We start from the raw sequence: 19642 nt of genomic DNA, 5'->3' as shown, positions 1-19642 counted from the left end.
ACTCCTCGGGGTTCAGGCGCTTCGCGCGCGGTTGAGCCGCGCGAAGATGGCCTTGTTGTGTTTGTAGATGTTGACGAACTCGCGGAACAGCTCGTCGTAGAGCGCCGCGTTCTTCGAATCCGGCTGGAACGTACGAGCCACGGGCACCAGCGACGGAATCTCCTCCACCGTCAACTGGCCCAGCGCCACCGCGGCCTGGAACGCGGCGCCTCGCGCGTTGGCCAGCACCGGCTCGTCCACCTGCTGCACCGCGCGGCCCAGCACGTCCGCGTGAATCTGGCACCACAGCGCGGAGCGGGCCCCGCCGCCGATGATGCGCAGCGACTCCAGCCGCCGGCCCACGAACCGCTCCACGTACGTGAAGAGCCAGCGCGAGTTGTAGGCCACGCCCTCCATCACCGCCCGGACCATGTGCGCCCGCGTCGTCTTCAACGACTGGTTGAAGAAGCCACCCCGCAGGGACTTGTCATCCACCGGGCTGCGCTCGCCGTTGAGCCACGGCAGGAAGATGAGCTGGTCACTCCCCGCCGGGACGTTCCCCGCCTGCGCCTCCATCACCCGGTACAGGTCCGGCGCGTCGCCGTCCATCCCCGCCTCCGAGTCCTTGCCGTAGAGGATGTTGTCCTTGAGGAAGGTGAGGCAGATGCCCGCGGACTCCTGTTCGTTGGCCAGCAGGTAGCGCCCGGGCAACGCCGACGGCAGCGACGCCATCTGATGGAAGACGTCCGTCTTCTTGTAGGGCACGTGGCAGCACAGCCACGACGACGTGCCCACGCACAGGTGCGGCTCGAAGTCCCCCACCGCGCCGGAGCCCACCGCGGCGGCGAGGATGTCCGGCGCGCCCGTCACCACCTGCACGTCCTCGCGCAGCCCCAGCTCGCTGGCGGCCCGCGGCGCGATGGGCGCCAGCACCGTGGAGGCGGGCACCAGGTCCGGGAGCTTCTCGCGCTCCAACCCCGCGAGCCGCAGCAGCCGGTCGTCGTAGGCGATGCGGTCCAGCGAGCGGTTGTCCGTCACCCAGTGCAGGGTGATGGAGTCATGGGAGGCAACGCAGCGGCCGCTCAGCCTCAGGTTGAGCCAGTCCTTCGGCTCCAGGAACTTGTATGTCCGGCGGTACACATCCGGGCGCTCGCGCCGCAGGTAGAGGATGTGGCCCACCGGGTCCTTGCCCGACAGGCTCGGCACGCCGCCCGACAGACGAATCCACGTCAGCAGGCGGCCGACGCTGTAGCCCTCCACGGAGGGGAAGCCATCCACGGCGCGCTTCACGTCCGGGGCGCCTCGCGAGTCCATCCAGATGAGCGCGGGGCACACCGGCGCGCCGGCCTCGTCCACCGCGACGGTGCCAGACCACTGTGAGCTGCAGTTGATGCCGATGACGTCCTCGGCGCGCACGGCCCCGGAGGCCAGCAGGCGCCGCGTCGCCAGGACGATGGCGCGCCACCACGCCTCCGGCTGCTGCTCGGCGCCCCCGTCCGGGAGCAGGGACAGCTCCAGCGGCTCCACGTCGCCGCCAAGAATCCGGCCCCTGAGCGTGACAGCCGCCACCTTGACGGCGGACGTCCCCAGGTCGATGGCCAGGATGGACTGCTCACCTGCGTGGGACACGCTTCCCTCCGTGCCGGGCATCCCGTCAGACCGGGCGGGCGACTGCCGCGGCGGCCGAGTCTAGGAAACGAACGCGCGCAGCCTGCCACCGACGCGCGGAAGTTCGTCGTTTTTCTGAAAGCCCGGAAGAAGTCTCCGTGCCCTCGCACGCCCCCGGGGCATGGTGGCGGACTGTTCCTCCCGTGGGTGGCTTCGGCGCGCACGACGCTTCCTACCTTTGCGCCAGGCCCCCGTCCCGCGCTCGCGCGGGCAGCCGACAGCAACCGCGGGGCCCACCACAGGGGGACCACCATGGCCGAAGTCCAGCAGCCCTTCCTCACGGACATCACCGAGATTCGCCGCCGCGCCCGGGAGCACCTGGAGGAAGGCGCCATCACCGAGGACTACGAGGGTGACGTCAACGCCACCATCAAGCTGCTCAACGACGCGCTGGCGACGGAGATCGTCTGTGTGCTGCGCTACACCTATCACTACATCGCCGCGGTGGGCATCCACAGCGAGGCCGTGAAGGATGAGTTCGGGGAGCACGCCCGCGAGGAGCAGCAGCACGCGCTGAGGATCGCCGAGCGCATCAACCAGCTCGGCGGCAAGGCGGACTTCAACCCGGAAGGGCTGCTGTCACGCAGCGCCAGCCAGTATGCCGAGGGGCAGAACCTGGTGGACATGATCAAGGAGAACCTCATCGCCGAGCGCATCGCCATCCAGACGTACCAGGAGATGGTGCGCTACTTCGCCAGCCATGACCCGACGACGCGCCGGATGCTGGAGGACATCCTCTCCAAGGAGGAGGAGCATGCCAATGACATGCATGACCTGCTCGTGGCGCACCAGGGCAGGCCGCCCCTGAGGAGCTGAGCGCCGCCTGGCCGCCGCGCTCGCGTCTGGCTAAGGTGCAGGGCCGCACGAGCGGGGGTGACATGCGCGGGCGCTTCACCGCAGTGAGCGAGCTGTGTCGGCGGCACCCGGTGGCCCTGGGCGCCGCCCTGACGTTCAGCCTCAGCCTGCTGCTGCGCTGGCTGTACCTCCAGGCGGCGCCCGACCGCACCTGGCCCTTCTCCATCTTCTTCTACGGCGACACGCGCTTCTTCCATGCCTACGCGGTCGACCTGGCGCGAGGACACGAGGGCCCCGCCGCCCTGCCCTATCACCCGCCCCTGTTCCCCTGGCTCCTGGGCCTGCTCTACCGCGTGCTGGGCCCGCCCCAGGGCAGCGCCTACCCGTACAAGCTCGCGCTGGCGCTGCTGAACGCGGCCACGGTCGCCTTCACCGGGTGGTGGTGGCGCAAGGTGCTGGGCACGGGCTGGAGCCTCCTGGGCGCGGCCCTCTTCGCGTGCAGCTTCGGCTGGCTGGTGCTGTCCACCACCTACAGCAACGAGGTCCTCTACGTCCTCTTCCTGTCCGCCACCTGCGCGCTAATGCTCCAGCACCGCGCCGGCCCCACGTGGACGGGCGCCGTGCTGCTGGGCGCCGTCATGGGCCTGGGCTCGCTCACCCGCGCCGAGCACCTGTACCTCTGGCCCTTCCTCCTCGCCTGGGCGTGGCTGTACCGCGGCGCCACACCCTGGCGGACGCTGGCCCCTCGCTGGGGCGCGGCGCTGCTGACCACCGCCGTCGTCCTGGCCCCCTGGGCGGTCCACAACGCGCGCGTCCTCCGGGAGCTCAACGCCCGCACGCCACACCTGGAGCCGCTGCCGGTGCTGGCCCCCATCACCGTCTACGGCCCCATCAACTTCGCCATGGCCAACCACGCCGCGGCCACCGGCGGCTTCACCCCGGACAGCGTCAACCAGGCGGGCCAGGAGGGCTTCCTGGACGTGGCCAATCCCTCGCAGCGGCACCTGCTGCTGCACGGCTATGCGGAGGGCCTCGCGTGGATGAAAGCCCACCCCGCGGACGCGGCGCGCCTGTGGGGCGCCAAGCTGGACCGCTGGCTGGACGGCTTCCGCCTGGGCCTGGGCGCGTCCAACCTGCCCTCGGGGCTTCACGGCAACCGGGCCCCCGTGGACGTCTTCGTGCCAGAGGCCGCGTGGCTCAAGTGGCCCCTCACCCTGCTGCTGCTCGCCGGGGCCGCGCTGTCCCTGCGCCCCGCCTGGCGCCCCTTCGCGCTCTTCACGGCGGTGCTGCTGCACCGGGCCCTCATCACCGTCGCCTTCTTCGGCTACACGCGCGGCCTGCTCGCCGTCTTCCCCGCGCTCATCCCCCTGCTGCTGCTCCCCTTCCTGGTGCTCGCCTCGCGTGCCCAGGCGTCGAAGTGGGCCGCCCGGCTGCCCGCCATCGCCGCCGCGGCCCTGCTCCTCTTCTGGGTGGAGGCGGGGCTGCTCGCGCTGACCGCCCCCCGTCGCTTCATGGCCAGCGGAAGCACCGACCACTCCAGCGGCAAGCTCATCCAGGATGACTGGGTTCGCATCTGGCCAGGTTGAAGGCCCCAGGCGCATTGCCTTTCAAATCTTTCAACCAGACAGCACGACGTCTCCCGGCACGGGCGGCACCCCGAACGACAGACACACCGACAGTGAACAGTGCGAGTCCTTGTTTTTCTTGCAAAACTTTCTTCGGGAATAGGGAAAGATTTTCGGCGTATTCAGGTTTCTTCTGGCACCCGGTATGGGCGTTGACGAGCTCCGTGAAGGAGCCACCGCGAGGACATGTCCCCGCGGGTCCGCAGAGGAGAAACGCATGCGCCACACACGGGTGTCAGCAGCATGTCTCGTCCTGCTCCTGGCCACGGCGACCTGGGCCTTCAAGCCACCTGACAAGGGGCAGAGCGCCGTCGCCGACAAGGCCTTCTTCAAGCCAGAGTTGTACCTGCCCATCCAGAACCTGCCCTTGCAGCAGGCCCGCCAGCGGATGCATTCGCTGGGTGCCGACGCCTGGGATGACTTCTTCAAGCGCAACGGGCGCGACTTCAACGTCTACGTCGACCCGCGCACCGGCACGCCCACCGCGGTGCAGGGCACCATCCCCCTCATCCCGGGCACCGGCTACAACAACAAGGTCACCATCGACCAGGTGCGCGAGTCCATTGGCCGCTCCATCCCGAAGGTGGACGAGGCCGCCATCGCCGACCTCATCTTCAAGTTCATCGCGGACAACCAGGCCGCCTTCAACGTCGACCTGATGCAGATGGGCAGCCCCCGGGTGACGTTCGTCAACGACAACCTCATCCAGGTCCACATCCCCCAGCAGGTCAACGGCACGCCGGTGCGCCACGCGCGCATCGCGGCCACCATCAGCCACGGCAACCTCATCCTCCTGGGCACCGAGGCCTGGGCCAACGTGCGCATCGACACGCGGGCCCGGCTGGCGCCGCAGGACGCGCTCGTGTCCGGCAACGGCTTCGTGGGGCTGGCCACCAGCCCGCAGACGCTGTGGCAGCAGCCCACGCTGGAGATTGCCCCCGTGGCGCTCCAGGGTGAGTCCTTCAACGGCGCCGTGGGCACCGGATACGAGCACCGGCTCGTGTACACCTACGGCTTCTCCGAGGGGACGGGCGACGAGCGCTGGAAGACGACGGTGGACGCCCACACCGGCGAGGTGCTCGCCGTGGAGGACGACAACCACTACTTCGACGCGCAGATGAAGGGCGGCATCTATCCGTCCACCAACATCGGCACCTGCACCTCCAACGAGACGTGCGGCACCATGCAGCCGAACTCGCCCATGCCCTGGGCCAACACCGGCCTGGCGGCGCCCAACAACTTCACGGACGGCGCGGGCATCGTCAACTACAGCTCCGGCACCGTCACCACCACGCTGGCGGGCAAGTACGTCCGCATCAACGACAACTGCGGCGCCATCAACGTCAGCTCCACCAGCGGCAACCTCAACCTGGGCGGGGTGAACAACGACCACGACTGCACCGTGCCGGCCGGCACGTCCCCGGGCAACACCGCCGCGTCCCGCTCCAGCTTCTACGAGCTGAACAAGCTGGCCGAGCAGGCCCGCGGGTGGCTGCCCACCAACACCTGGCTGCAGGGCCAGCTCCTCTCCAACGTCAACCTCAACAGCACCTGCAACGCCTTCTGGAACGGCTCCTCGGTGAACTTCTACCGGAGCGGCGGCGGCTGCCGGAACACCGGCGAGATTGGCGCCGTGTTCGACCACGAGTGGGGCCACGGCATCGACGACTTCGACGCCAACGGCTCGCTCAGCAACTCGTCGGAGGGCTACGCGGACATCGCGGCCATCTACCGCCTGCAGACGTCCTGCGTGGGCTACGGCTTCTTCCAGACGGTCAACACCGGCTGCGGTCTGACGCCGGACGGCACGGGCTACAACCAGCAGGAGGCGCAGGTCTCCGGCCAGTCGTGGTGCAACACGAAGTGCTCCGGCGTGCGTGACGCGGACTGGGCCGCCAGCGTGCCCAACATCCCCGCCACCCCACAGAACTTCGTGTGCCCCATGTGCAGCTCCGGCTCCGGCCCGTGCAGCCGCCAGGTCCACTGCGCGGCCTCGCCCGTGCGTCAGGCGGCCTGGGACTTCGTCACCCGGGACTTGACGGCGCCGCCGTTCAACTACGACTCCAACACGGCGTTCATCATCGGCAACAAGACGTTCTACCAGGGCAGCGGCAACGTGGGCACCTGGCACGCCTGCAACTGCTCCGCGGGCACGTCGGACGGCTGCGGCGCCACCAACGGCTACATGCAGTGGCTGGCGGCGGACGACGACGACGGCAACCTGGCGAACGGCACGCCGCACATGTCCGCCATCTACGCGGCGTACAACCGGCACCGCATCGCGTGCTCCACGCCGACGGTGACGAACGGTGGCTGCGCCGCCGGCCCCACCGCGGCGCCGGCCAACACCACCGCCACCCCGGGTGACGGGCAGGTCAGCCTGAGCTGGAACGCTTCGGCGGGCGCCAGCGAGTACTGGGTGATGAAGACGGAGGGCTTCGCGGGCTGTGACTTCGGCAAGGCGAAGGTCGCCACCGTCACCGGCACCACGTACACGGACGGCGAGGTCGCCAACGGCCGGCAGTACTGCTACTCCATCGTCCCGGCGTCCTCCAGCGCGTGCTACGGCGCGGCCAGCGCCTGCACCTGCACCACGCCCGTCTGCGCCGCGCCTGGCACGGCGGTGCTCGCCTCGCCCTCCGGCGGCGCCACCGGCGTGGAGCTGGCGGCGGTGCTGGACTGGAACGACGTGTCCGGCGCCTCCACGTATGAGGTGCAGGTCGCCACCGACGCGGCCTTCACCAACGTGGTCCGCACGGCCACCGCGCTGACGGCCAGCACCTGGACGGTGAGCCCGCCCCTGCCCACCAGCTCGCAGTTCTACTGGCGCGCGCGCGCGAACAACTCCTGCGGCGGCGTGGGCACCTGGTCCGCGGCGCGCTCCTTCACCACGCGCGGCTGCGTCCCGCTGGCGGCGCCCACGCTGAGCACCCCCGCCAACGGCGCCACCGGCGTCGCCACGTCCGCGGCGCTCGACTGGAGCGACGTGCCCAGCGCCGCCACCTACGAGGTGCAGGTCGCCACCGACGCGGCCTTCACCAACGTGGTCCGCTCGGCGACCGCGCTGGCGTCCAGCGCGTGGACGGTGACGCCCTCGCTGAGCAGCAGCACGGCCTACTACTGGCGCGCGCGGGCGGCGGACTCCTGCGGCACCAGCGCCTACAGCGCCGCGCGCAGCTTCACCACCACCAACATCTGCACGCCCGTGTTCGCCACCTACAACAGCACGCTGCGGGCACCGTCCTGCGGCAACGTGTGCGGCTGCGACACCGGGCCGACGCTCGTCGTGGGCCGCGGCACCATGTCCGGCGGCGTCGAGCCCAACGCGCCCAACACCCTCGGCAGCACCTGCACGGACGGAAACTCCGGCACCTTCCGGAACGACGAGAGCGTGGACCGGGTCGTCCTCCGGACCACGGACCACGGCGCCTTCTCCGTCGGCAAGCAGGTGACGGCCGAGGTGACGGTGTGGTGCTGGGGCACCTCGGACCGCTTCGACCTGTACTACGCCACCAACGCCTCGGCGCCTTCGTGGGCGGCGCTGACGACGAACGTGGCCTGCACGGGCAGCGGCGCGCGGACCTTCACGCACACCTTCAACCTGGGCGCGACGGCGGGCACCCACGCCATCCGCGCGCAGTTCCGCTACGGCGGCACCGCGAGCGCGTGCACCTCCGGCAGCTTCAACGACCGGGACGACCTCGTCTTCGGCGTGGCGGCCGCGGTGGCCTCCGCGGCGCCGGAGAAGGCGCGCGGCGTGCAGGGACGCTCGACGCAGGCGTCGCGCTGAGCCCCCTCCCCCGCCGTCACCGCGCGTGACGGCGGCGGCACTCCGCGGGGCCTCCGGGATGCGGTCCGGAGGCCCCGCTGCTTCTTCACCCGGGGCCGCCCTTCAGTGGGACTCCGGATGCGCTGGAGGCGCTGGCGGCTCCTGCCGTGACTTCGCGGGCGGGCGCTGCGCCGCCATGGGGCCGGCGAACAGCAGCCCTTCCTCCACCGCGCCCCGGCCCGGCTCCCGCCGGGTGACCTCCTGCCGGTGGCTGCGCTGCCACGCCTCCTGGCGCAGGCCCAGCACCTCCTGCACCAGCACCTGCGCCGCGGCGGCCAGGGGCACCGCCAGGACCACGCCAGGCAAGCCCGCGAGCGCGCCGCCACACAGCACCACGATGGAGATGAGCAGCGGGTTCATCCGGATGGCCCGGCGCTGAATCATGGGGCTCAGCACGTTGGACTCCACCTGCTGATACACGATGAAGACGGCCACCGCGATGAGCGCGTCCTTGAGGCTCAGCGTGGCCAGCGTGATGATGCCCACCAGCACCGCGCTGAGGATGCTGCCAAGGTAGGGGATGACGCCCATCAGCATCACCATCAGCCCCAGCGGCAGGAAGTACGGCACGCCCTGGATGAGCGCCACGGTGGCGGCGACCGTGCCGCCAATGGTCATCACCAGCAGCGTCCCCGCCAGATAGTTGGCCACGGCCTTGCGCATCCGGGACACCAGCAGCCGGACACGCGGCTGACGGCGCGGTGAGACCCACTGGAGGGCGCTCTCGTAGAGGTCCTCACCGAACAGCAGGCTGAACACCGTGAGCACCACCACGGTGATGCCGCCCGCGACCAGGCCCAGCGTGGATGACAGGACGTTGATGATGCGGCCCGCGATGTCCGAGGGCTCGAAGCGGATGAGGTCCTCCGCGTGGACCTGCACGCCGTACCGCGCGCTCAGCTCCTCCACCCAGCGGGACTGCGCCAGCCGCTCCAGCGTGGCGGGCATCGTCTGCACCAGCCCCTGGAGCTGGTTGACGAGCATGGGCACCAGCGAGCCCACCAGCACGCCCATCATCCCCAGGAGCGCCAGCGCCACGACGGCCACACCCGCGCCGCGAGGAAGCCCCCACTGCGTCAGCCGCCGCACCAGCGGACTCAACGCGATGGACAGCAACATCACGACGGCCAGCAGCGTGAGCACGGGGTACAGCGCCCGGAGCGCGACCCAGCACAAAATCAGGAGCAGGACCTGGGTCCCAACGATCCAGACCGTTCGCGGCGGCACATAGACGGGGAGCTGCCGGCGAGATGCCTTCATGCCGCACAAGGTAGGATGTGGTTGTCCGGACGGCAGGCGGCCCGCAGCGCGGCGCCACGTCAGCTGACACAAGGTCCTGCAACTTCCAACGGTTGGCGCGGCTGGCGCATAGCAGGCAACCAGGCATGCGCTCGAAAGGACGTCTGGAGCGTGGGCGGGCCCCGCCCTCTTCAAGGCCAACGCATGCCATGGGGGCGAACGCGCCCCACCCTTGAGTGCGAGCCGGAGGCCGCGCAACCTGCACGCGCCCTGTCCGATAATCTCCAGACCCACCCGAGGACCCGGAGTGTGGAGGGTGACGCGATGTGGATTGAAGCCATCGTCATGCCCCGTCAGAGCGCCGCGCCGTATCGGCCGCTGCCTCGCAAGAAGCGCGGCGCCGGTGCCACCCCGACCGCGGCCCCGGACCGCCGGGCCGCCTACCAGTCCGCGCTCGACGAGGGTCGCCGCTTCTGGGACGCCGTGCTGGCGTTCCTCAAAGCCCACCACCTGATGGACGCGGTCCGGTGGATCAGCGAGCCGGGGACGATTCCACTCGTCACGCTCCACTGCACCCGCATCGTCCTGGAGCGGCTTCGGCAGGCCCCCGAGTTCGAGGCGGGCCTGTCGATGAACCTCGAAGTCCCGGTGTGAGCTGGCGGCGCCCAGGGCGCGTGCGACGCGCGTCTGACTTGGGGGACGTGCTGTCTGTCTGAAACCCGTGGACAGCTCCGGCTGGACGGTTTGTGCCGCCACCAACGGCTGCGCGCGGACGGCACGGCGTTCTGACAGACGCCATATGGCGCGGGCCTCAAGGCACGAAGAGCAGCCTCGAGGCCTGCTGCACCCAGGCGCGCCGCGTCTCCAGCGTTTCGAAGTCCAGCAGGATGAACGGGTCGAACAGCCGGGGCATCATCGACAGCAGGCTCAGCGACGCCCAGACCTGCGTCAGCGCCAGCCGCAGCCGGTGCTCCGGCAGGTGTGTCGTCGCCGGAGCCAGGCGCCCCGCCAGCTCGGCCAGGAACGCGTTGAGACGCTGGATCGAGGAGCCGTCGTAGCGCTGGTGGGCCAGCACGTCATGGAAGTGCGCGTGTACGATGTGTGGGTAGCGCAAGGAGTTGCACATGAGGTCCTCGAGCAGCGCCTCGAAGGCCTCCCGGATGCCCAGCCCCTCTGCCCGGAGCCGGTCGAAGTCCTCCAGGACATTCCCGAAGGCCTGGTCCAGCGTGGCCTCCAGCGCCAGGGCCACCAGCTTCTCCTTGCTCCGGAAGTAGTAGCTGATGGCGGCGCTGTTCACCTGCGCCTCGCGCGCGATCTCCCGGATGCCCGTCGCATCCAGCCCGTCCCGGCCGATACACACGATGGTCGCCCGGAGAATGCGCTCCCGGGCCTCCTGTTCCTTGGTCCCCATCCCTTCAAACCCCTGAAACATCAAGCCCGAAGCCGAACCTAGCGCAGGTAGGCCGTCCCGACGAGGCGCGCTGCTGGGTGCGGGGCCGCTCGCCCGCGCCGGGCCCGTGGCGCGTGGGGCTCGAACCATGTCTTTGATGTGCCGCGGCTGGCGTGGGCCGGCGCTCCGCGCCAATGCCAGACGACCCCATCCATATCCGGCTCAAGGTCGCGGTTCCCGGCGGCACGGGCCATGACACGACGCGCACCGGCTGCTATTCCTCCAGTCCTTGGAGCGACATCCTCGCCTGGACCAACAGGCTTGCCCGACATGCCGGATGCGCCGCCCTTTCGCCCTGGGCCCCAGGGGGCGCGCCCAGGGCGAGCTGCCGCACCACCCTCCGCCCTCGGAGCACACACCATGGTCCGCACCCGAAGCGTCGCGCGTCGTGTCTTCTCCAGGTTGAACCTGGCCCTGCTGCTCACAGGTGCCGTCGTGGGCTGCGGAGGCGAGCCGGGCACGCTCGAAGCCGAGCCCGGTGACACGACGGAAGCCCAGGCCCAGGCGCTGAGCTACCCCAGTGGCGGCAGCCAGACGGTGGTGTCCCGCCGCGTCGTCTACAGGGACGGCTCGGGCGTCTATCAAGCGGCGGCGGGCTTCGAGCAGTTCCGCGCGGCGGGCGCCTCCGACGGGACGCTCCACAACATCCGCATCGCGGAGGTGGACGCGCCCGCCGTGCGCGAGGCCCTGGTCATCATGTCCGCGGGCCAGAAGATTTCGAGCAGCGGCCACTCCAGCGGCGTCACCGGGCAGGCCTCCAACTGGGACACCTCCTGCAACAGCGTCTCCTGTCCCAACGTGAGCCTGGATGGCCGTTCACTGGCCATGAAGCTGCGCGCCCTGGGGTGGTTTCCCAGCGGGAAGACGTACCTCTCCGTCGTCAACGACAACAACTTCGACCACCTGTTCGACAGTGACACGAAGCAGCGCATCGTGAATGGCTTCTCGGGCTGGCTCCAGGCGCAGGTCCGTCCTGAGACGCGCGCCATCTACTTGGCGGGCAGCTCGCGCGGCGGATGCTTGATGATGCGGCTGGCGCAGGCGCTCCGCGCGAACACGGCGCTCGACGGCATCGACCTCTACGTGTCGTCATTCGACGGCGTCTGCCGCAACAGCCAGGGTGAGCTGGGGACCTTCGACAGCAAGATCAACAACCCCGTGCGGCCCTGGGGCACCTTCTATGGCGCGTGGGCCACGAACCTGACGGCCCAGTTCCCCCGCCGCGGCAGGCTCCACATCTTCCACGTGGTGGGCGGCCAGGAGGTCGCGCCGGCCACGGGCATCCGCGCCTTCTCCGGCTACGCGGGCAGCACGCCGCCCTCGACGGGCACGAACCTGGATTGGGGCTGGTACAAGCAGACCTGGGTGAAGTGGAAGCACAAGGAGATTGGCAATCCCTACACGGACCCCAGCGCGTCGAACCAGGCCCAGGCGGTGGCCGAGACGGTCGATGCGCACCTGACCTGGCTGGACGCGCGCCTGCCCTGAGCCCCTCAAGGGAACCCGGGCGGCCGGCCCTCCTCGGCCGCTCGGAGTCGCGCCCCCGGGTTGAGCTCGAAGGCGAGCCCGAACTGCCACAGCGCCACGGGCTCCAGGAACAGGATGTTGTAGTAGTCCTGTCCCTTCACGTACCGCGCGAAGACGCCGAAGCCCGCGCCCCACCAGGGGTAGGCGCCGAGCTCGGCCTTCCAGGTGGCGCGCTGCGACGGCGCCTCCCCGAAGGGCTGTGACACGGACACCTCCAACGGGAAGCGGTGGTTGCTCCACGTGCGCTGGCCCATGACACCGGCCGCCCAGTGCCCGTCACCGTAGACACGCCGCTGGGAGCGCGTGATGCGTCCTGGGCCAATGGAGGTGTTCAGCTCAAGGGCGGCGAACCCACCCACCGACCACGCGCCGCGCAGATCCGGCTCCACGCCGAAGGCCAGCCGCGCGTGGAGCTCCGTGCGGAAGAGGTTCGTGGTGAAGCTGCCGGACACCTCATTCAACGGCAGTTGCCCTTCCTTCGGCGCGCACCCATCTTCGCCGCGCGTCTGGTTTCCGTAGAAGCACCCGGACTCCCCATTCGAGTAGTGCGCCGCGATGACGTTGAGCGCCAGCGCCAGCCCCCGCACCGCAGCGCCCTCCGCGCGGGGCTCCGCCAATGGCCGCAGGTGGGCCACCTGGAACGTCGCCTTCACGATGAAGGACGGCGGGATGACCGGCTCGCTCGGCGTGTCCATGATGCGGAGCTGCACCGCCGGGGTGAGGATGAGCGACAGGAAGTACTCACCACCGGGCCGCGTGAAGTCGCCGTGATGGAGCTGCGGCAGGAAGAGGTTGGGCGCCACCTGCGCCTCGAAGATGAGCTTCTCCGGCGAGTTCGGCGCCCCCTGGCGGCGGATGCGGTTGGGCGAGTCGAGGATGTAGCTGCGGTCCAGGAAGAGGGGGACCGGCGCGTCGTACTCCACCTGCCATCCGTCCGCCCGGGCGACCTGTGACAGCAGCACCCACGTCCCACCGAGCAACGCGTGCCACCTTTGCCCTTTTGCCCTCCTCGCCATGGACGCCCCCACGCTTCGTGGGGCGGGACCTCAGGCATGGCCGCAGCGGGTTGTCACCGGTCCGCTCGGCCCGACAGCCCACTGCGCGCCCTTCGCGCGCCCTTGAAGCGGCGCCGTGCACACTTCCTGGCCCGGCCGTCCCATGGCGCGGACCGCCGGACTCGCGGGGCGCAGGTCGCCAAGGGCAGGCGCCAGCCGTTCGCGCGCATCGCCGCGCGCAGCCCTGCCGGGGCCGCGATATGACGCCGAGCCATGAACCCCTTCCGTCTCTCACTGCTCCTGGGCGCCGTGTCTTGTCTGTCGCTGGGGTCCGCACCCGCGGAAGCGCAGTCCCCCCAGGCCAGGCCCCGCGCCCGAGACCTGGGCATCACCTTCGGCGGCCAGCCCGGCCCGAACAACGCCATCACCGACGTGTCCGGCGTGGAGGTGGGCCACACGACGTTGATTTCGGGAGACCCCCAGGGCCCACGAGGCAAGGGCGCGGTGCGCACCGGCGTCACCGCCGTGCTGCCCCGGGGCAAGGACGGCGTGTCCGAGGACGTCTTCGCCGCCATCTACTCGCTCAACGGCAACGGCGAGATGACGGGCTCGCACTGGCTCACCGAGGCCGGGCAGCTCGCCGGTCCCGTGATGCTCACCAACACCAACGACGTGGGCACCGTCCGTGACTCCGTCATCTCCTGGGCGATGAAGCGGGGGCTGGAGTGGGAGCTGGGGCTGCCCGTCGTCGCGGAGACGTGGGACGGCCTGCTCCATGACATCTATGGCTTCCACGTGAAGGCGGCGCACACCCACCGCGCGCTGGACGGCGCCAGGGGAGGCCCGGTCGCGGAGGGCTCGGTGGGCGGCGGCACGGGCATGGTGTGCCACAGCTTCAAGGCGGGCATCGGCACCGCGTCACGCAAGCTGCCCGAGTCAGAGGGCGGCTACACCGTGGGCGTGCTGCTCCAGTGCAACTACGGCGCGCGTCACCTCTTCACCGTGGAGGGTGTGCCCGTGGGCGAGGAGATCAGCGACCTGCGCCCCTGCTACACCGGGCCCAAGAAGCCCGGCCCCGGCATGTTCAAGAACCTGCCGGCCTGCGCGGCCTCGCGCGGCGCCACGCAGCCCCGCACGCCCGAGGGCGCCGGCTCCATCATCGTCGTGGTGGCGACGGACGCGCCGCTGCTGCCGCATCAGCTTGAGCGGCTGGCGAAGCGCGTGCCGCTGGGCATCGGGAAGATGGGCGGCCTGGGCGCGAACTCCTCCGGCGACATCTTCGTGGCCTTCTCCACGCAGCGGCTGAAGCCGCCCGCCGGCAAGTCCGTGGCCAGCGTCTCGGCGCTGGACAACGAGCGGATGACGCCGCTCTTCGAGGCCACCATCCAGGCCACGCAGGAGGCCATCCTCAACTCGATGCTGGCCTCCGACACGATGACGGGCGCGGAGGGCAGCCGCGTCTACGGCCTGCCCCAGGACCGGCTCCTCCAGGCGATGAAGAAGTACGGCCGGCTGGCGAAGCCCTCGCCCACGCCGTGACGCCGCCGCGCGCCACTCAGGGAGCGGGCTGAGGCTTGGGCGCGGCGGCACCGTGCTGCCGCGCCGCCACCCACGCCTGCACCCGCGCCTCCAGGATGTCCAACGGCAGCGCGCCGTCGAGCAGCACCACGTCGTGGAACTCGCGCACGTCGAAGCGAGGCCCCAGGGCCTGCTCCGCGCGCGTGCGCAGCTCACGCATCTTGAGCTGCCCAACCTTGTACGCCAGCGCCTGCCCCGGCCAGGCGATGTAGCGGTCAATCTCGTTGGTGGTGTCCAGCGCCTGGCGCGGCGAGTTCTCCATGAAGTAGTCGAGCGCCTGCTGCCGCGTCCACCGCTTCACGTGCATGCCGGTGTCGACGACGAGCCGCACCGCGCGCCACATGTCGTAGGCGAGCTGGCCGAACTTGTCGTAGGGGTTGGAGTACAGGCCCAGCTCGTCGCCCAGCGACTCGGCGTAGAGCGCCCAGCCTTCGCCATAGGCCACGTAGAAGCCGTAGCGGCGGAAGTCGGGCAGGGAGGGCTGTTCGGCGGCCAGGGCCAACTGGAGGTGGTGACCGGGCACGGCCTCGTGCAGGGTCAGCGGCACCATCTCCCACAGGGGCCGCGTCTCCGGCCGGTACAGGTTCACCAGGTACATGCCCGGACGCGAGCCATCCGGCGCGCCGGCGTAATAGAAGCCCGTCGTCGCGTCCGGTGCGATGGCCTCGGGCGTCGGCTCGACGCCGTAGGGCTGGCGGGGCAGCGTCTTGAACAGCCGCACCAGCAACGGGTCGATGCGCTTGGACAGGGCCCGGTAGCGCATCAGCAGCTCGTCCCCGTCCCGCGCGTAGAAGCGCGCATCCGTCCGCAAGAAGTGGAAGAACTCCGCCAGCGTGCCCTCGAAGCCCGTCTGGGTCTTCACCGCCTCCATCTCCGCGCGCAGGCGCTTCACCTCGGCCAGGCCGAGCGCGTGAATCGCCTCCGCGCTCAGGCCCGTGGTGGTGAACTTGCGCGCGAGGAAGTCGTACTGCTCCGCCCCGTCGGGGAGCTGCCAGAGGCCCACCGCGTCCGTGCCCTTCGGGACGTACTCCTCGGTGAGGAACTGGTGGAAGCGCTTGAGCGCGGGGAGCACGCCCCGCGCAATCGCCTCGCGGGCCGCCTTCTCCAGCCGCTGCTGCTCCGCCGCGGGGATGCCCTGGGGGGAGCGGCGGAAGGGCGCGAAGAAGCCGCTGTCCGCCGGGTCCGCCACGAGCTGCCTCGCCACCTGCGGCGGAATCCGCTGGAGGACGACCTTGGGAGGGACGCGCCGCTGACGCAGGCCCTCCTCCAGGAGCGCGAGCACCTGGTCCACGTAGGCGCCGAAGCCCTGGAGCCGGACCACCCAGTCCTCGTAGTCCTGCACCGTGGCGAAGCGCAGGGTGTCCGCGAGCTGGTAGGCCGCCTGCACGCCCGGCGGCTGCTTGATGCCCTCCGGGATGCCGGCCAGGTGGCTCACCGGCATCAGGTACGGCTTGAAGCGGTGCTCCTCCACCCACGTCTCATGGTCGCGGCGGAACAAGTCATGGTTGAGCTGGTCCGCGGCGGAGAGCGCCTCGCGGTCCACCGTCTTCAGCTTCGCCAGCACCTGGAGGTTGTGCTGGTGGTCCGCCTCGATGGCCTTCAGGCTCAGGTCATCCCAGCGGTCGTTCCAGCGCCGGTCACCCTGCACCGACGCGTACGTCGGGCTGTGCTCGAGCTGGTACTGCCACTCCTGCTGGAGGAGCGCGTGCAGCGCGGCGGCGGCCTTGGGCCGGGCGTCGGCGGCTTCGGGATGCATCATGAGAACAGCTCGAGCAGGTCTTCCCGGGTGATGGCCGTCGCGGCGGCGGCCTCGCTCAGGGCGGCCTCGAAGATGGCCCGCTTCTTCTCCTGGAGCCCCAGGATGCGCTCCTCCACCGTGCCCTGGGACACCAGGCGGTACACCATCACCGTGCGCTCCTGGCCAATGCGGTGGGCGCGGTCGGCGGCCTGCGCCTCCGCCGCCGGGTTCCACCACGGGTCCACCAGGAAGACGTGGTCCGCCGCCGTGAGGTTGAGGCCCGTGCCGCCCGCCTTGAGGGACATGAGCAGCACCGGCTCACCCTCCGCGGACTGGAAGCGCTCGGTGACCTCGCCGCGGTTGGCCGTGGTGCCGTCCAGCCGGCCGTAGCCGATGCCCGCCGCCTTCAGGCGCGGCTCGATGAGGTCCAGCAGCGACGTCCACTGAGAGAAGACGAGCGCCTTGTGGCCTTCGGAGACGGCCGTCTCCAGCGCGTCCACCAGCGTCTCCACCTTGGAGGACGTGTTGGCGCGCTGCCCCGGGACGAGCGCGGTGTGGCACGCGGCCTGACGCAGCCGCAGCAGGGCCTCCAGGGCCTTGAGCACGCTGCCGCCCTCGTTCAGCAGGGCCACCACTTCCTTGCGCGTGGCCGCCATCACCGCGTCGTAGACGGAGCGCTCGCGCTCATCCAACTGCACGTGCATCACGGACTCGATGCGCGGCGGCAGCTCGGGCGCCACGTCGCGCTTCAGGCGCCGGAGCACGAAGGGCCGGATGCGGCGCCGCAGGCCCTCGGCCGCGTCCTGCCGGCCGTCGGAGATGGGCCGGGCAATCTTCTCGTCGAAGTGCTTGCGCCCCCCGAGCAGGCCCGGGTTGGTGAAGTGCATCAGGCTCCACAGCTCCTCCAGCCGGTTCTCCAGCGGCGTGCCGGAGAGCGCGAGCCGGAAGTTCGCCTTGAGCCCGAAGGCCGCGCGCGCCACCTGGCTGTCCGGGTTCTTGATGGCCTGCGCCTCGTCCAGCACCAGCGAGTCCCACGTCTTCGCGCCCAGCACCGCCGCGTCCAGGCGCATGATGGCGTAGGTGGTGAGCGTCACGTCGGCGGCCGGGTCCAGCGCGCGGCCGGGCCCGTGGTACACGCACACCTTGAGCGACGGGCGGAAGCGCTTCAGCTCCGCCGCCCAGTTGGGCAGCACGCTGGTGGGGCACACCACGAGCGAGCCCGGCCCCAGGGCGCAGAGGGTCTGGAGCGTCTTGCCCAGCCCCATGTCGTCCGCCAGGATTCCGCCCAGCCCCGCGCCGCGCAGGAAGCCCAGCCAGCTCACGCCCTGGAGCTGGTACTGGCGCAGCGTGGCGTTGAGCTCCGCGGGCAGCTCGGGCGGGGGCAGCTTCTCGAAGCCGGACACCAGCGGCGCCAGCTTGTCCAGGCCCGGCGGAGGCGGCTGCTCCAGCGTCTCGCACAGCGCGGACAGCTCCGGCAACGCGTGGTTGGAGACCTTCCCGTCCGCCTGCCGCGCGCCGAGCAGGTCCGCCACGCGCTGGCCATGCTTGTCCAGCCAGGCCCGGGGCAGCGGCGCCCAGCCGCCGCCGTCCAGCGGCACCAGGCCCAGGCCCTCCGTCCACGCCCGGATGACGGCGGCGGCGTCCACCGCCTTGACCTCGCCCTTGGCGCCCTCCACCTGGAACTCGAGCTGGAAGCGCACGTCGGGCACGCCCTGCCCCGACACCGCCGACTCCACGTGGAGCGACGGGCGCAGCTTGACGTCGGGGCTCACCAGCCCCGCTGCGTCCCCGGCGAGGTCACCGCGCCAGCGCCGCAGCTTGTCCGCCCAGCGCACCATCTCCGAGCCCTGCACCGTCAGCCGGCGGCCGGGCACCAGGTTCAGCTCGTCGCGGAGCTGGTGGATGAGGCGCTGCTCGGCGGCCTCGTCGCGCAGCGGCACCGCGCCGCGCAGGTACACCATGCGCCCGGCGTCGATGCGCACCACCGGCGGCGCGCCGTACACGAGCGTGGGCAGCACGGACAGGCCGGCGTCGAGCTGGTTCAGCTCCAGCAGGATGCGCGGCTTCAGCTCGCGGTCCAGGCGCGGCAGCCGCTTGCTGCGGACCTCCACCGGCAGGCGGCGGCCCAGCTCGGGCATGATCTTGGACGTGAGGTCGCCCAGGTTGTCCGCCGAGTAGGTGCGGACGATGGGCAGGTGCTGCAGCCAGGGGCCGGACATGGCCGTCTCACCCAGGCGCACCAGCGTATCGGCCGCGAGCGCCACGCCTGGACTGACGACCTCCTGGACACGCGAGTCCCTGGACACCGTGATGACAATCTGACCGCCGCGGTCCTCCACCACGGCGCGCGGCAGTATCTGCTCGTCGGACACCGCCACCGGGCGCCCATCCAGCAGCACGTTGCGCGCCGACTCCAGCACCTTGAGCACGGCCTCCAGCGTCTCCGGCGCCAGGGTGCCGCGCGTGCGCCGCTGCTCCAGGATGCGGTCGGCCAGCAGGTCCGCGTTCTCCACCTGGAGCTTCGCGGCCTCCGCGGGGCGGGCCATCAGCGACGTGAGGCTGCCCTCCAGCGGCGTCTCCGTGCCGTCCACCTGCGCGAGGGAGCGGTGCAGCTCCAACCCGCCGTCCACGCGGGTGAAGTGGTAGACGACGCGGGCCCACCGCGTGGCCGCCGTCTCCATGGGCGTGTCCTGCTTCTCCGCCTGCTGGATGGAGATGGCCGCCGCCACCACGTGCTCGCAGGGGTCGACCAGGCTGGGGCAGTCACACTCCCAGGCGTCGTCGTTCGGATACAGGACCACCGTGAGGGCGACCGGGCGCCCCTTGGCGCGCACCCTCAGCTCCAGCTCGCCCCCTTTCTGGGACTGGAGCACCACGGCTCCGGAGCGGGCGAGGTTCACACCGTTGGACCAGATTCCCGGCTTGGCTTCCTTCCGGACGGCTTCGAGCAGTTGGGCGGTGGCGGACATGGGGCGCTGATTCCCTACGCTCCGAGGATGCGTCGCGCAACGGCCATGAGCGCGCACCGTCGCGTGGCAGGCGGCCGCCCCGCCCCGGCGCAGGGGAAATTCCGCTTTCGAGGCGACGGAAGAGGGAGCCCCGCTCCGGAAGCCGCCCTGCACCAGGGAAGCCGGGTCGTGGCCCTCGATCGCCGCGCCCGTGTCTGGGAAAACTTCAACACCAGCGGCCCTCCGGCCCGAGTGCATTGGCTGTCACGCT

At 70.6% G+C, this 19642-nt stretch carries 12 protein-coding genes; 6 read left to right on the top strand and 6 right to left on the bottom strand.

Features of this window, described 5'->3' with window-relative positions; all coding sequences use genetic code 11:
- Window positions 1–12: 12 nt before the first annotated feature.
- Window positions 13–1629, bottom strand: coding sequence for a xylulokinase (locus MYMAC_RS14210; protein ID WP_095958480.1), 1617 nt, complete (start codon window positions 1627–1629; stop codon window positions 13–15).
- A 270-nt stretch (window positions 1630–1899) separates the two neighbouring features.
- Between MYMAC_RS14210 and MYMAC_RS14205 the strand changes: the two genes are divergently transcribed.
- The 3 genes from MYMAC_RS14205 to MYMAC_RS14195 all read left to right on the top strand — a co-directional run bounded on the left by MYMAC_RS14205 (window position 1900) and on the right by MYMAC_RS14195 (window position 7857).
- The gene (locus tag MYMAC_RS14205) at window positions 1900–2463 is read left to right on the top strand and encodes a ferritin-like domain-containing protein (RefSeq protein WP_013939453.1); all 564 of its coding nucleotides are present in this window, start codon (window positions 1900–1902) and stop codon (window positions 2461–2463) included.
- A gap of 62 nt (window positions 2464–2525) precedes the next feature.
- Window positions 2526–4028 carry an ArnT family glycosyltransferase gene (locus MYMAC_RS14200; RefSeq protein ID WP_095958479.1) on the top strand — a complete coding sequence of 501 codons (1503 nt, stop codon included), beginning with the start codon at window positions 2526–2528 and terminating at the stop codon, window positions 4026–4028.
- Between the two features lie 256 nt (window positions 4029–4284).
- A complete protein-coding gene (locus MYMAC_RS14195) occupies window positions 4285–7857 on the top strand; it encodes an endopeptidase (RefSeq protein WP_095958478.1) in 3573 nt (1190 codons plus the stop codon).
- 102 nt (window positions 7858–7959) lie between these two features.
- Here the strand turns inward: MYMAC_RS14195 and MYMAC_RS14190 are convergent, their stop codons facing one another.
- Window positions 7960–9156, bottom strand: a complete 1197-nt coding sequence (locus tag MYMAC_RS14190; RefSeq protein WP_095958477.1) for an AI-2E family transporter — start codon at window positions 9154–9156, stop codon at window positions 7960–7962.
- Window positions 9157–9459: 303 nt separating this feature from the next.
- On the opposite strand from MYMAC_RS14190, the gene MYMAC_RS14185 reads away from it, so the two are divergent.
- The gene (locus tag MYMAC_RS14185) at window positions 9460–9789 is read left to right on the top strand and encodes a hypothetical protein (RefSeq protein ID WP_013939449.1); all 330 of its coding nucleotides are present in this window, start codon (window positions 9460–9462) and stop codon (window positions 9787–9789) included.
- Between the two features lie 157 nt (window positions 9790–9946).
- On the opposite strand, the gene MYMAC_RS14180 is transcribed toward MYMAC_RS14185, so the two are convergent.
- Window positions 9947–10546, bottom strand: coding sequence for a TetR/AcrR family transcriptional regulator (locus tag MYMAC_RS14180; protein ID WP_095958476.1), 600 nt, complete (start codon window positions 10544–10546; stop codon window positions 9947–9949).
- A gap of 399 nt (window positions 10547–10945) precedes the next feature.
- On the opposite strand from MYMAC_RS14180, the gene MYMAC_RS14175 reads away from it, so the two are divergent.
- Window positions 10946–12073: a hypothetical protein gene (locus MYMAC_RS14175; protein ID WP_095958475.1), complete on the top strand. Its 1128-nt coding sequence runs from the start codon at window positions 10946–10948 to the stop codon at window positions 12071–12073.
- A 5-nt stretch (window positions 12074–12078) separates the two neighbouring features.
- Here the strand turns inward: MYMAC_RS14175 and MYMAC_RS14170 are convergent, their stop codons facing one another.
- Window positions 12079–13092 (bottom strand): hypothetical protein, encoded by a 1014-nt coding sequence (locus tag MYMAC_RS14170; protein WP_239989524.1) that lies wholly within the window; start codon window positions 13090–13092, stop codon window positions 12079–12081.
- Between the two features lie 288 nt (window positions 13093–13380).
- Between MYMAC_RS14170 and MYMAC_RS14165 the strand changes: the two genes are divergently transcribed.
- On the top strand, window positions 13381–14646 hold the full coding sequence (locus MYMAC_RS14165; RefSeq protein WP_095958473.1) for a DmpA family aminopeptidase: 1266 nt from the start codon (window positions 13381–13383) through the stop codon (window positions 14644–14646).
- Between the two features lie 16 nt (window positions 14647–14662).
- On the opposite strand, the gene MYMAC_RS14160 is transcribed toward MYMAC_RS14165, so the two are convergent.
- Together MYMAC_RS14160 and MYMAC_RS14155 are read right to left on the bottom strand one after the other, a co-directional pair.
- Window positions 14663–16444, bottom strand: a complete 1782-nt coding sequence (locus MYMAC_RS14160; RefSeq protein ID WP_095958472.1) for a DUF885 domain-containing protein — start codon at window positions 16442–16444, stop codon at window positions 14663–14665.
- Window positions 16441–19392, bottom strand: coding sequence for a DEAD/DEAH box helicase (locus MYMAC_RS14155; RefSeq protein WP_095958471.1), 2952 nt, complete (start codon window positions 19390–19392; stop codon window positions 16441–16443). The genes MYMAC_RS14160 and MYMAC_RS14155 overlap by 4 nt, the downstream gene beginning before the upstream one ends.
- Between the last annotated feature and the right edge of the window lie 250 nt (window positions 19393–19642).

Source organism: Corallococcus macrosporus DSM 14697 (genome assembly GCF_002305895.1).
Classification (GTDB): Bacteria; Myxococcota; Myxococcia; order Myxococcales; family Myxococcaceae; genus Myxococcus; species Myxococcus macrosporus.
This window is presented reverse-complemented; position numbering and strand designations above follow the sequence as displayed.